11 protein-coding genes are annotated in these 12,634 nt (G+C 62.3%); 7 read left to right on the forward strand and 4 right to left on the reverse strand.

Annotated elements, in window-relative coordinates; translation table 11 throughout:
- Positions 1 to 47: 47 nt before the first annotated feature.
- The gene (locus H2510_RS19910; RefSeq protein WP_186630023.1) at positions 48 to 965 is read right to left on the reverse strand and encodes an NADP-dependent oxidoreductase; all 918 of its coding nucleotides are present in this window, start codon (positions 963 to 965) and stop codon (positions 48 to 50) included.
- Positions 966 to 1,149: 184 nt separating this feature from the next.
- Here H2510_RS19910 and H2510_RS19915 point away from each other — a divergent pair, with 184 nt between their 5' ends.
- From H2510_RS19915 to H2510_RS19945, 7 genes are all read left to right on the forward strand, one after another.
- Positions 1,150 to 3,963 carry a DEAD/DEAH box helicase gene (locus H2510_RS19915; RefSeq protein WP_186630024.1) on the forward strand — a complete coding sequence of 938 codons (2,814 nt, stop codon included), beginning with the start codon at positions 1,150 to 1,152 and terminating at the stop codon, positions 3,961 to 3,963.
- The gene (locus tag H2510_RS19920; protein WP_186630025.1) at positions 3,963 to 4,721 is read left to right on the forward strand and encodes an SWIM zinc finger family protein; all 759 of its coding nucleotides are present in this window, start codon (positions 3,963 to 3,965) and stop codon (positions 4,719 to 4,721) included. The genes H2510_RS19915 and H2510_RS19920 overlap by 1 nt, the downstream gene beginning before the upstream one ends.
- A 75-nt stretch (positions 4,722 to 4,796) precedes the next feature.
- The gene (locus tag H2510_RS19925; protein ID WP_186630026.1) at positions 4,797 to 6,302 is read left to right on the forward strand and encodes a CoA-acylating methylmalonate-semialdehyde dehydrogenase; all 1,506 of its coding nucleotides are present in this window, start codon (positions 4,797 to 4,799) and stop codon (positions 6,300 to 6,302) included.
- Between the two features lie 6 nt (positions 6,303 to 6,308).
- Positions 6,309 to 7,448, forward strand: a complete 1,140-nt coding sequence (locus tag H2510_RS19930; RefSeq protein ID WP_186630027.1) for an isobutyryl-CoA dehydrogenase — start codon at positions 6,309 to 6,311, stop codon at positions 7,446 to 7,448.
- Entirely contained in the window at positions 7,445 to 8,503 is a 1,059-nt protein-coding gene (locus H2510_RS19935; RefSeq protein WP_186630028.1) for an enoyl-CoA hydratase/isomerase family protein, read from the forward strand. The genes H2510_RS19930 and H2510_RS19935 overlap by 4 nt, the downstream gene beginning before the upstream one ends.
- Complete coding sequence (mmsB, locus tag H2510_RS19940) at positions 8,500 to 9,408, forward strand: 3-hydroxyisobutyrate dehydrogenase (protein WP_186630029.1); 909 nt, start codon at positions 8,500 to 8,502, stop codon at positions 9,406 to 9,408. The genes H2510_RS19935 and mmsB overlap by 4 nt, the downstream gene beginning before the upstream one ends.
- Positions 9,405 to 10,181, forward strand: a complete 777-nt coding sequence (locus H2510_RS19945) for an enoyl-CoA hydratase (protein WP_186630030.1) — start codon at positions 9,405 to 9,407, stop codon at positions 10,179 to 10,181. Before mmsB ends, H2510_RS19945 begins: the two co-directional genes overlap by 4 nt.
- Positions 10,182 to 10,262: 81 nt before the next feature.
- Here H2510_RS19945 and H2510_RS19950 read toward each other — a convergent pair whose 3' ends face one another.
- Genes H2510_RS19950 through H2510_RS19960 form a run of 3 tightly spaced genes read right to left on the reverse strand, consistent with a single transcriptional unit; the run spans position 10,263 to position 12,633 of the window.
- On the reverse strand, positions 10,263 to 10,796 hold the full coding sequence (locus H2510_RS19950) for a MarR family winged helix-turn-helix transcriptional regulator (RefSeq protein WP_136171401.1): 534 nt from the start codon (positions 10,794 to 10,796) through the stop codon (positions 10,263 to 10,265).
- Positions 10,797 to 10,848: 52 nt separating this feature from the next.
- Positions 10,849 to 11,439 carry a bifunctional 2-polyprenyl-6-hydroxyphenol methylase/3-demethylubiquinol 3-O-methyltransferase UbiG gene (locus H2510_RS19955; RefSeq protein ID WP_186630031.1) on the reverse strand — a complete coding sequence of 197 codons (591 nt, stop codon included), beginning with the start codon at positions 11,437 to 11,439 and terminating at the stop codon, positions 10,849 to 10,851.
- Positions 11,440 to 11,487: 48 nt separating this feature from the next.
- Complete coding sequence (locus tag H2510_RS19960; RefSeq protein ID WP_186630032.1) at positions 11,488 to 12,633, reverse strand: sulfotransferase; 1,146 nt, start codon at positions 12,631 to 12,633, stop codon at positions 11,488 to 11,490.
- Position 12,634: the final 1 nt, after the last annotated feature.

A 12,634-nucleotide genomic window follows, 5' to 3' on the forward strand; every position in this document is an offset into this window, starting at 1 on the left:
ACAGTTGACTCTCGAGAGTGTGCCGTATGGCACCGACAAAGGTGCAATCAGCCGACTTCCAGGACGACTTTGCCCGCAACATGCCCATCTTCTACGAGCGCCAGTGCCGTGCCTGCTTGCTCCAGAGGAAAAACATGATCGATACGCGGACGCAGAACTCCCGAGGCAACGAGTTCTGCCAGACGTGTGAAGGTGACCGCAGTGCGATTGCGCACCACCGAAGTGCCGCCCAATGAACCCGCGAGTGTCGGGTCGGCCACGCTGATGATCGGGGCACCAGGTTTCGCCAGCTTGGCCGCGGCTCTCAATGTGTCGCCCCCGACCAGGTCGAAAATGCCGTCAACTCCCTCCGGCACGGCAACCCGGATCTCGTCGGAGAACGTGTCCCCGGACTCGATGAACTTCGCACGCATACTCTCCACCCACTCACGCTTTGCCGAGCTCGCTACTCCGACCGCGGCGATTCCGTCGGCGTGAGCCAACTGCAGCGCCGAGGATCCGACGCCACCGCCCGCACCGAGCACCAGCAGAGTGTCCTTCTTGTGCAGCCCCAACTGATCGAGCGCGTCGTACGCCGTGCCGGCGGCGACTGCGAGTGTGGCGGCGGAGGTGAACGGAACGCTCTCCGGCTTTTGCGCTGCATTCGCTGCGTTCAACACGGTGTACTGCGCATAGCCGCCATGACCGGATGCCGTCGCGCCGAAGACGTGATCGCCGACCGAGAATCCGTCGACGTGTGGGCCGATCTGAACGACGGTCCCCGCCACCTCTCTTCCCAGAACCGCAGGCAGAGGCGTGCGAACAGTGTCCTTGCGGTTACCTGTCCTTACCTTCCAATCTGCCGGATTGACTCCAGCGGCATGGACAGCGACGAGTAGTTGTCCCGGCCCAGGATCGGCGATGGGAATGTCGAGAAAGTACTCGGTTTCGGGGCCACCGTACTCACTGAATCCGTAAGCGATCATCTACATACTGTGCCTTAATGTCCGGTTCTTCCGTTACCGAAGTCGCCTCGATTCGCCGATTGATCGGTCTCCGAATGGGCATGGTGTTCCGATCACGCACGGAACGGACGGGATCCCGTCGGAAATGGCTGCAACTGGAACACCACACCCAACTGCGCTGATACCTCCCTGCTTGGATGGACCAATGCTGCATGGTCTCTGGTCTCCAGGTTCGGGGCTGATGCTGTGGCAGGAAGAGGCGTCCGGCAGTGAGCCGGATCTTCCGGCCACGCACGCCCGGGCGGTGGCCCGGACCTTCCGTCACAAGGTCGAGGTCGCGTTCCCGCCTGCCGGTGCGGGCGACCCACGAGTGGTGCGAGTGCCTGCCCTTGCGCTGGCGCCGGTCGATGCTGCCGAGCTTCTACTGCGCACCCCGGCCTTGCACGCCGCGATGTCCGGGGACCTTCGGTATCTGGGGCATGTTGCGCGGGGAGTCGAGCGATGGGTGCGAGCCGGACGCGTCGTGCCTGCGCTGATCCTCATCGACGGGCATTGGTGGCCCAGGTGGCGTCTCGTCGGTGGGGAACGGCAGCGCGCGTGGCTCAGCGAGCTGGCTGTGACGATGCCTTCGGTTCAGTGCCACGGCAACAGGCCGAAGAAGTTGCTGGAGGACTTCCTCGAAGAGATCACCGATCCGATCGTGAGATCGATACTGGGAAAGCCTGATTCGGATCATCCGTTGTTGGCTGCCCTCGTTCGCGACGATTCCGTCGAAGACGGTACGACGCAGACCGCAACGTTGTTGGACAAGTGGCGGGCAAGCCTCACTGTCGACGAACCCGCGCTTGTGTTGCGTCTGCTGGAGCCGGACGACGAGGCCGCGGAGGCAGACGAGAGCGAAGGGGCGTTGTGGAAGCTGCAGGTGTGCCTGCGGGCCGATGGGGAAGCTCCGATTCCGGTGCCCATGAGCCGAAAGGTCGACGCGAGCCTGTTGAGCACGGCTGTACGCAAGCTCGGTGAGGCGGTCGCGGCGTACCCGCGGTTGCGTGACCTCCCGTCCCACCCTGGGACCCTGGATCTTCTGCTGCCCACCTCTGTTGTGATCGATCTCGTCGAACACGGCGCGAAAGCCCTTTCGGAGTCGGGGACGACCGTTCTGCTGCCCAGGGCGTGGAGTCGACTGGACCCGTCGATGCGACTGCGGGTCGATTCGCCTGCCGTGACGAAGGCCGCCGAGAATCGCGCCGTCGGGATGGATGAGCTCATTTCGTACGACTGGCAACTGCAACTCGGCGACATGGTGCTGACCGAGGCCGAGTTGAATCGGCTGGCAGTGTCCAAGGGCGACCTGGTTCGTCTTCGTGGGGTGTGGGTGCTGGCCGACGGAAGCCAGCTCGCCGCCGCCGCCAAATACGTTGCGCAGCATCATGGCGACGGAACCGAACTGGGCAAGTTGATGCGCGAAATGACGATCTCCTCGCCGCCGCCTGCACCCGTCGAGGAGATCACCGCCACCGGGTGGGCGAAGACGCTGCTGCAGCCCGACGCCGTCCCGGAGCGGATTCCGTTGCCAGCTGGGGTGAATGCTGTTCTGCGGCCATATCAGGAACGTGGTTTGGACTGGCTGACATTCATGTCTCGGCTGGGGTTGGGCGCAATCCTGGCCGATGACATGGGTTTGGGGAAGACGCTGCAGGTGCTGGCTCTGCTCGCGCACGAGAAGAGCCCGACGCCGACGCTGTTGGTCGCACCTATGTCGGTCGTCGGCAACTGGCAGCGTGAAGCCGCGAAGTTCACTCCTGACTTGCGGGTCCTGGTTCATCACGGTCCTGCGCGGTTGCGGGACGACGCCCTCGAGCAGGCGATCAATGAGCACGACCTTATTGTCACGACTTACGCCCTGATGGCCAAGGACCGCGCGCAGTTCGCGGCACGGACGTGGCGCCGGGTGGTTCTCGATGAGGCTCAGCACATCAAGAACGCAGGGACGGTTCAGGCCAAGGCTGCTCGCGCGATTCCCGCCGATCTGAAACTGGCATTGACCGGCACGCCCGTCGAGAACAGGCTGGACGAGCTTCGATCCATTCTCGATTTCGCGAACCCTGGAATGCTCGGTGCGCCTGCCGATTTCCGCAAGCGGTTCTCGGTGCCGATCGAGCGTGAGCAGGACGAGAGTGCGGTCACACGCTTGCGCGCGATCACCTCGCCGTTCATTCTTCGTCGCGTCAAGACCGATCCGACGGTCATTGCCGATTTGCCGGACAAGGTCGAGATGACGGTTCGCGCGAATCTGACGGCCGAGCAGGCGGGGCTCTACAAGGCAGTGGTGGACGAGATGATGGCTCAGATCGCGGACGCGAAGGGCATGAAGCGTAAGGGGGCAGTGCTCTCTGCCCTCACTCGCTTGAAGCAGGTCTGCAATCATCCCGCGCATTTCCTGTCCGACGGTTCGCCGGTGCTCAAGCGTGGTCAGCATCGGTCAGGCAAGGTCGGATTGGTGGAGGACATTCTCGATTCGGTTCTCGGGGACAACGAAAAGGTGCTGCTGTTCACGCAGTTTCGGGAGTTCGGTGAACTCGTCGCACCGTATTTCGCCGAGCGTTTCGGTACCGAAGTGCCGTTCCTGCACGGTGGCGTCAGCAAGACGAACCGTGATGCGATGGTCGAGAAATTTCAGGAGGACGGCGGGCCGCCGATCATGATGCTCTCCCTCAAGGCAGGCGGCACCGGTCTGAACTTGACTGCGGCCAATCATGTTGTGCATCTTGATCGGTGGTGGAACCCGGCGGTGGAGAATCAGGCTACCGATCGTGCGTTCCGAATCGGCCAACGCAAGAACGTTCACGTGCGAAAGTTGTTGTGCGTGGGCACCGTCGAAGAACGTATCGATGGGATGCTGGATTCGAAACAGGATCTAGCGGACCTCGCCGTCGGGACGGGTGAGAACTGGGTGACCGAGATGGACACCGGCGAATTGCGTGAGTTGTTCCGCCTCAGCGAAGATGCGGTGGGGGAGTGATGGCGGACTTCGGTCAGTACGGTAGACGTCGTAAAGTCAAGTGCGGCATAGAATCACAGAACAAGCGTGGAGCTTTCGGGCAGACCTGGTGGGGCCGTCACTTCGTCACCGCCATGGAAGAGCTGGCAGATCCGGGTCGGATTGCGCGGGGGCGTACGTATGCCAGAGGTGGTCAGGTGCTGACGCTCGGGGTTGAACGCGGTCAGATCTACGGCGAGGTTCAGGGAAGTCAGCTCGAACCGTTCTCGGCATCGGTGACCGTGGATCCGCTTTCACAGGGCGAGGTTTCGGCTCTGGTGGGCAGGGTGCGCTCCAATCCGGGGATGCTCGCGGAACTTGCGTCCAATGCGATCCCGCAGGAGCTTGCCTCGACGCTTCTGCCGCACGACAAGGGGCAGCTCGATTTCGATTGCACATGCCCGGATGACGGGTGGCCGTGCAAGCATGCGGCCGCGCTGATGTATATCGCGGCCGAGCACATCGATGCTTCGGCGGCGACGATACTGACGTTGCGTGGCGTCGATCTGGAAATGTTGATCGAGGATGTCGGGGAATCCGAGGTCGAGTTCGATCGTGAGGACTGGTTCGGCAACGAGATGCCGTTTCCGTCGTTGCCGCGTGTGGAATTTTCTCCGGCGATCGACGATCTCGACCCGCTGATCCTGCGCCGCGCCTTCCGCTCGGGCGGCTACGAGGAGTTCGAGGTCAGCTCCGCTGTCGCCGATCTCGTGGGCTTCTATCGGAGGTTGGGCGAGTAAGCCTCTAGACATACATGGATGTCCGACTATAGGATGACAACACATCATCTTCTCGTATCGGTTAGGACGGATCTCATGACTCGCGAGCTCTCGCACTTCATCGGCGGCAAGCACGTCTCCGGCACCTCGGGCAACTTCGGTGACGTTTTCGATCCGAACACCGGCGAGGTGCAGGCACTCGTGCCGCTGGCCAGTGATGCCGAGGTCGAGGCTGTGATCGCGGACGCAGAGAAAGCCCAGGTCGAATGGGCCAAGTGGAATCCGCAGCGTCGCGCCCGCATCCTGATGAAGTTCGTCGAGCTCATCAACCGGGACATGGACGAGCTGGCCCGGTTGCTCTCGAGCGAGCACGGCAAAACCGTCGCAGACGCCAAGGGCGACGTCCAGCGTGGGCTCGAGGTGATCGAGTTCGCGATCGGTGTTCCGCACCTGCTCAAGGGCGAATACACCGAGGGTGCCGGTGGGGGCATCGACGTCTACTCCATGCGTCAGCCGCTCGGCGTTGTTGCAGGTATCACCCCGTTCAACTTCCCCGCCATGATCCCGCTGTGGAAGGCCGGCCCAGCCATCGCTACCGGCAACGCATTCATTCTCAAGCCTTCCGAGCGAGACCCCTCGGTGCCGCTCAAGCTGGCCGAACTGTTCCTCGAAGCGGGTCTGCCGCCGGGCGTCTTCAACGTCGTCAACGGTGGCAAGAACGCCGTCGACGTTCTACTGAACGACGATCGCGTCAAGGCCATCGGCTTCGTCGGCTCCACGCCGATCGCGCAGTACATCTACGAGACCGCCGCCAAGAACGGCAAGCGTGCGCAGTGCTTCGGCGGCGCCAAGAACCACGCCCTGATCATGCCCGACGCCGATCTCGACCAGGTCGCCGACGCACTTCTCGGTGCCGCGTACGGCTCGGCGGGTGAGCGCTGCATGGCGATTTCGGTTGCTGTTCCGGTCGGTGAAGAGACGGCCGACGCACTGGTGGCCAAGTTGACCGAGCGTGTCAAGAACCTGAAGATCGGCCGCAGTGACGACGAGAACGCGGACTTCGGTCCACTCGTCGGTAGCGATGCACTGAAGCGAGTCAACGACTACACCCAGATCGGTGTCGACGAGGGGGCCGAACTCGTCGTCGACGGGCGCGGTTTCAAGCTCGCGGGTCACGAGAACGGATTCTTCGCCGGCGCAACACTGTTCGACAAGGTGACGACGGACATGCGCATCTACAAGGAAGAGATCTTCGGACCCGTCCTGATCGTCGTCCGCGCCAAGGATTACGAGGATGCACTGCGTCTGCCGTCCGAACACGAGTACGGCAACGGTGTCTCGATCTTCACTCGCGACGGTGACACCGCGCGTGACTTCTGCTCACGCGTTCAGGTCGGCATGGTCGGCGTCAACGTCCCGATTCCGGTGCCGATCGCTTACCACACCTTCGGTGGTTGGAAGCGTTCGGGATTCGGCGATCTGAACCAGCACGGACCCGATTCGATTCGCTTCTACACCAAGACCAAGACGGTCACGCAGCGTTGGCCTTCGGGCAAAAAAGAAGAGACTGCGAACCACTTCGTCATCCCGAACATGGACTGACCGCCGATGTTCACATTGACCGAGGACGAACGGGCGATCAACGAAACGGCACGCGACTTCGCCGACGAGTTCCTGGCTCCGAAAGCCGTCGAATGGGATCAGAACAAGCACTTTCCCGTTGACGTACTGCGCAAAGCTGCCGGCCTGGGTATGGGCGGAATCTATATCGGTGAGGATGTCGGTGGGTCGGGTCTGACGCGCGTCGACGCCGTGCGCATCTTCGAACAACTCGCCACCGGTGATCCGTCCATCGCGGCCTACATCTCCATCCACAACATGGTGACGTGGATGATCGACACCTATGGCAACGACGAGCAACGTCGTCAGTGGGTGCCGGGGCTCTGCGCGATGGACCAGCTCGGAAGCTATTGCCTCACCGAACCAGGTGCCGGATCCGATGCCGCAGCACTTACCACCAAGGCTGTGCGCGACGGCGACGACTACATCCTCAACGGAGTGAAGCAATTCATCTCCGGAGCAGGGGTATCCGAGATCTACGTCGTGATGGCTAGAACGGGTGAAGCCGGCCCCAAGGGAATTTCGGCAATCGTCGTACCGAAGGACTCCGCGGGCCTGTCGTTCGGGGCGAACGAGAAGAAGATGGGCTGGAATGCCCAACCGACCAGGCAGGTCGTCTTCGAGGATGTCCGTGTTCCGGCCGCCAACGTGCTCGGAAACGAGGGCGACGGTTTCCGCATCGCGATGAACGGGCTCAACGGCGGACGCCTGAACATCGCCGCCTGCTCGATCGGTGGCGCACAGAGCGCTCTCGACAAGGCGGTGTCCTACCTCGCCGAGCGCAAGGCCTTCGGCAATCGATTGCTCGACGCGCAGGCCCTGCAGTTCCGACTGGCAGATATGAAGACCGAGCTCGAAGCCGCCCGAACTCTGCTGTGGCGAGCTGCCGAGGCGTTGCAGACCGGCGCCGAGGACAAGGTCGAACTCTGCGCTATGGCAAAGAGATTCGGAACCGACACCGGATTCGACGTCGCCAACGCAGCGTTGCAGTTGCTCGGTGGCTACGGCTACCTCGCGGAGTACGGTGTGGAGAAGATCGTCCGAGACCTTCGTGTCCATCAGATCCTCGAGGGGACCAACGAGATTATGCGAGTCGTCGTGGCTCGCTCGATTGTGGGAGCAGCATGAGCGAACCCGAGGTGTTGTTCGACCTGCGCGGTGGCGTCGGCCGAATCACGCTCAACCGTCCGAAAGCCATCAACGCGTTGAATCACGCGATGGTGCTCGACATCGCGCCGCAGCTCGAGAAGTGGGCCGTCGACGACGAGGTCGAACTGGTGCTCCTCACCGGCGCAGGCGAACGTGGCTTGTGTGCCGGTGGTGACATCGTCTCGATCTACCACGACGCAAAAGAGGGTGGTAGCGGGTCGAAGGTCTTCTGGCGCGACGAGTACATCCTCAATGCGGCTATCGCTCGATTCCCCAAGCCGTACGTGGCAATCATGGACGGGGTGGTGATGGGCGGCGGTGTCGGCCTGTCCGCCCACGCCAACACCCGAATCGTGACCGACCGCTCGAAGATCGCGATGCCCGAGGTCGGTATCGGTTTCATCCCCGACGTCGGCGGGACGTTTTTGCTTTCCCGTGCACCGGGAGAATTGGGAACGCACCTCGGCCTCACCACCGCCCGAATGGGTGCAGGTGACGCCATCGCGGCAGGGTTCGCCGATCACTACATCCCATCCGACAAGTTGCCGGACTTCTACGCTGCACTCGAAACCGGAACCCTTGCCGATGCGTTGGCTTCGTTCACCGAACCGGCACCCACATCGAGTCTCGACGCGGCACGCAGCTGGATCGACGCCGCGTACAGCGCCGATACCGTCGAAGAAATCGTGGACCGCTTGCGGCGCAGTGAGGTACCCGACGCACACAAGGCCGCCGACGACATCGAATCGAAGTCACCGGTCGCCCTGAAGGTCACGCTGAAGTCGCTGCGGCGGGCCGCCGATGCCGCCTCGCTCGAGGAGGTGCTCGACGATGAATATCGGGTGTCCTCGGCAAGTCTGGATTCACATGACCTCGTCGAGGGAATCCGAGCACAGGTGGTGGAGAAGGACAGAAACCCGAAGTGGTCTCCGTCGACGCTCGCTGATGTCACCAGCGAGGACGTCGATCGCTATTTCGCCCCGTTGGGTGCCGCTGAACTGGGATTGAGCAACGAACTTGGAGGGCAGCGATGAGTGAGAACACGATCGGTTTCGTCGGTCTCGGCCATATGGGCGGACCGATGGCAGCGAACCTGGTGAAAGCCGGATACACGGTTCAGGGCTTCGATCTCGTCCCTGCAGCGCTGGAGCAGGCAACGAAGGACGGCGTGACCGTCGTCGAATCGGCCGTGGCTGCAGTGTCGAACGCCGATGTCGTGATCACGATGCTGCCCAACGGCAGACTCGTGCTCGATCTGTACAAGGATCTACTTCCAGTTGCCGCGCCTGGAACCTTGTTCATCGATTCCTCGACCATCGATGTCGCCGACGCACATGCTGCGCACAAGCTTGTCGACGACGCGGGCCACCGCGGTCTCGACGCTCCGGTATCGGGTGGTGTCGGCGGTGCGGCTGCGGGCACGCTGACGTTCATGGTCGGCGGGTCCGAAGAGGACTTCACCTCGGCTGCAGCTGTTCTCGACGTCATGGGTCGCAAAGTTGTGCATTGTGGCGCTGCGGGCAACGGCCAAGCCGCCAAGATCTGCAACAACATGATCCTCGGGGTGTCGATGATTGCGATCAGCGAGGCCTTCGTGCTCGGCGAGAAGCTCGGCCTCAGCAATCAAGCGTTGTTCGACGTCGCATCCACCGCGTCCGGGCAGTGCTGGGCGCTGACTACCAATTGTCCTGTGCCAGGACCGGTTCCGACCAGTCCGGCCAACAACGACTACACACCCGGGTTCGCGGCAGCATTGATGGACAAAGATCTCGGTCTTGCTGCCAATGCACTGCGCGCCAACGGTGTCCACGGCGTTCTCGGACTCAAGGCCGCTGAGCTCTACTCGGAGTTCAAGGAAACATCCGGTGGTGGAACGGACGTGGACTTCTCCGGCATCATCAACGACATTCGCGAACGTTCGACGGAGGAGAGCAAGTGAGTGACTACGAAACCATCCTGCTGGAGCGGCGAGGCCGCGTCGGGATCATCACGCTGAATCGTCCGAAGGCGCTCAACGCGTTGAATTCTCAGCTGATGCACGAGGTGGTGTCCGCGGTCGAGGACCTCGACGGAGACCGCGGTATCGGGGCCATCCTGATCACCGGCTCGGAGAAAGCCTTCGCTGCGGGTGCCGATATCAAGGAAATGCAGCCGAAGTCGTACATGGATGTTTATGCCGAGGACCTGTTCAGTGCCTGGGATCGACTGTCGGCAGCGCGCACGCCGATCGTCGCGGCCGTATCGGGATACGCGCTCGGTGGAGGCTGCGAGCTGGCGATGCTGTGCGATGTCCTGATCGCTTCCGACACAGCGGTATTCGGTCAGCCGGAGATCAAGTTGGGTGTAATCCCCGGAATCGGTGGGTCGCAGCGCCTGACTCGCGCCGTCGGTAAGGCCAAGGCGATGGAGATGGTCCTGACCGGGCGAAACATGAAGGTCGAAGAGGCTGAGCGAGCGGGGCTCGTCTCGCGAATCGTGCCCGCCGCGGACCTGCTCGACGACGCTATCGCAACCGCGACGACCATCGCCGAGATGTCGCTTCCGATTGCGATGATGGCCAAGGATGCGGTCAACCGCTCGTTCGAATCCTCGTTGGCCGAGGGCATTCGGTTCGAGCGTCGGCTGTTCCATTCGACCTTCGCGACCGAGGATCAGAAAGAAGGCATGTCTGCCTTCATCGACAAGCGTAAGGCGACATTCGTCAATCGGTGATCGATCCGTTCAGCCCTGCTGTCCGACAGTGACAGCAGGGCTGCTTCGTGCGCGGATACAGCGAAGCTGAGCGCGCTCCGGTCACCAGGCCGGTGACGACCCGATGTCCTCGAAGTCACCGGCTGTGCGCCTCAGTTCGGCAAGAATGCGCACCAGCGACGTCAGACGTTCCTTCGATAAACCAGGCTTGCTGAATACCTGTTCGTTGAGTTTTTCGGTGGCGTCGACGGCCAGGGTGCGACCCTCTTCGGTGATCTCCACCAACGTCGTTCGACGATCGCTCGGGTGCGGTGTTCGGCGCACGTACCCCGCCGCTTCGAGGCGGTCGACAGCGTTGGTGACACTCGTGGGGTGCACCTGCAATCGTGCACTGGCCTTCGCCATCGGCAGTGCACCGTTCTTCGTGAACGTCAACAGGGTGAGAAGTTCGTAACGGGAGAACGTCAATCCAGTGGGCTTGAGCGTCTCTTCGACTCGCGCGAGCATGATCTGCTGCGCCCGCATCAACGAAGTGACAGCGGCCATTCCGTCGGCGACGTCACCCCATCCATGTGCGGTCCACTGACGGTGGGCCTCTGCAATGGGATCGAGGGGAAGTGGCGATGGCGCTGGCATACCTTCATCCTCCCATGGGCGGCGGCGGCGATGCCGTCTCTACCCGTCGGAATCAGGCAAGCAGCGCAGGAGCCCTGGCTACGGTCACAGCCCAGTCCGCACTCTCGTGCCACGGTCGCAGATCCCACGTCGAGAAGCGGTGCTCGTGGAGTAAGCCGACCGACTCCAGGTCGGCGTCGAACTTCTCCACGGTGTACTCCCTGTCCGTGGCGAATCCGGCGACGAAGACTCCTCCGGGCTTCAGGTGCGCCGTCATCCGCTCGAGAGCCGATCGTTCCGTGCCCGGTGTCATGAAGACCATCACGTTGCCGGCGACCACGACGGCATCGAATGTCTCGCCGAGGTCGAGTTCGGTCAGATCGGCCTGATGAACCGTCAGGTCGGTGTGCTCTCGTGCAGCTTCGACGAAGACAGGATCGAGATCCACCGCGGTCACTCGATGTCCGCGCCGGGCGAGTTCGGCGCCGAGACGGGCTGTGCCACAGCCCGCGTCGAGGACCGAACTCTCCGGCGCCAGGAGTACGTCGACCATCCGCGCCTCGCCGTGTAGGTCGACGCCTCGCGCTTGAAGCCGCGCGAAGCGTTCGACGTACTTCCTGGACTCATCCTCGGAGTTGTCGATCTGCCAGCGTGTCGGAGCCATCCCGCCACCCTAGCGTTCACCGGAGTCGGGCATCACCGACCTGCGGAGTTACCTCGTCCCGAACCGGCGGTCGATGTCTTCGCCGTCGAGGCCGAAGTCTTCGAGCGTGTACTTGTGTGCCGGTCGCCGCTGCCCGCTTCGGCTTTCGGTGTGCATGGCGTCCATGGCTGAGCGTGCATTCTCGGAGAGATCGAGTCCGAAGTTCTGGTATACCTGCTCGACTGTGCGGAGGGGGTCGGCGACGAAGTCGTGATAGTCGACGTCGTAGAACTGCGCTGAGTTCGCACCGGACCTCGCAGTGGAGAAAGTGTTGAGTCCACGCTCCCACAGATCGACCTGGGTGCGCCCGATGACGTTGCCGCGGAACAGGTCCGACCAACCCTCGGTGGCGTGCTCGGCGAGGCTGCACATCGACGGCATGATCGTGCGGGGTTCGCGGTGGCATTGGATGACCAGTGCATCCGGGTAGACCTGTAGCAGCTCGTCGAGAGCGAACAGGTGGCTCGGATTCTTCAGAACCCAACGGCGATCGGTGTCGTTCATTCCGATGAGCTGGAGATTCTTCCGGTGTCGCTGGTAGGTCGAGAGCCAGCTCTGTTCGGCCAGCCATGTCGAATACGTCGGGAGATACGCGAGGCATTCGTAGGCTACGGAATGGACCGATTGCCGCAGTAGCTGCCAGCATTCCTCGACTTCGGCTGCGGACATGTAGTGCACGCCCATGAACTCGGGGTGTTCGACATGGTGTTGCGCAAACCCTTTTTCGATCTGCGCGAACAGCGGATTGGATTCCCAGGTCTCACGCGGTGGCCGAGGTTGCGGCATCTCGGTCAGCCACATCTCCAAACCCTGGTGCGACGGGTCGGCGGTGAGCAGTCGATGCAGCGCAGTCGTGCCGGTGCGAGGAAGACCGGTCACGAAGATCGGCCGCTCGATCGTGACGTCGGCGTGCGTCGGATTCTGCTTCCATGCGAGCTCGCTGAGTGAACGCGCGACCAGCGCGCCGCGCAGGAAGTACCGGCTCATCTTGGATCCGAGTGCGGTCAGTTGTGCATCACGGTTGTACGAGTCGAGCAGGACACCGAGGGCTTCGACATAGTCGTCGGATCCGAAATCTTCGAGCCCGGTGAACTTGGTGGCAGAGGCGTGTAGATCTTCGACGGTACCGACGTTGGTGCGTTCGGTGCTGGTCATG

The organism is Rhodococcus sp. BP22, assembly GCF_014281965.1.
Taxonomy (GTDB): domain Bacteria; phylum Actinomycetota; class Actinomycetes; order Mycobacteriales; family Mycobacteriaceae; genus Rhodococcoides.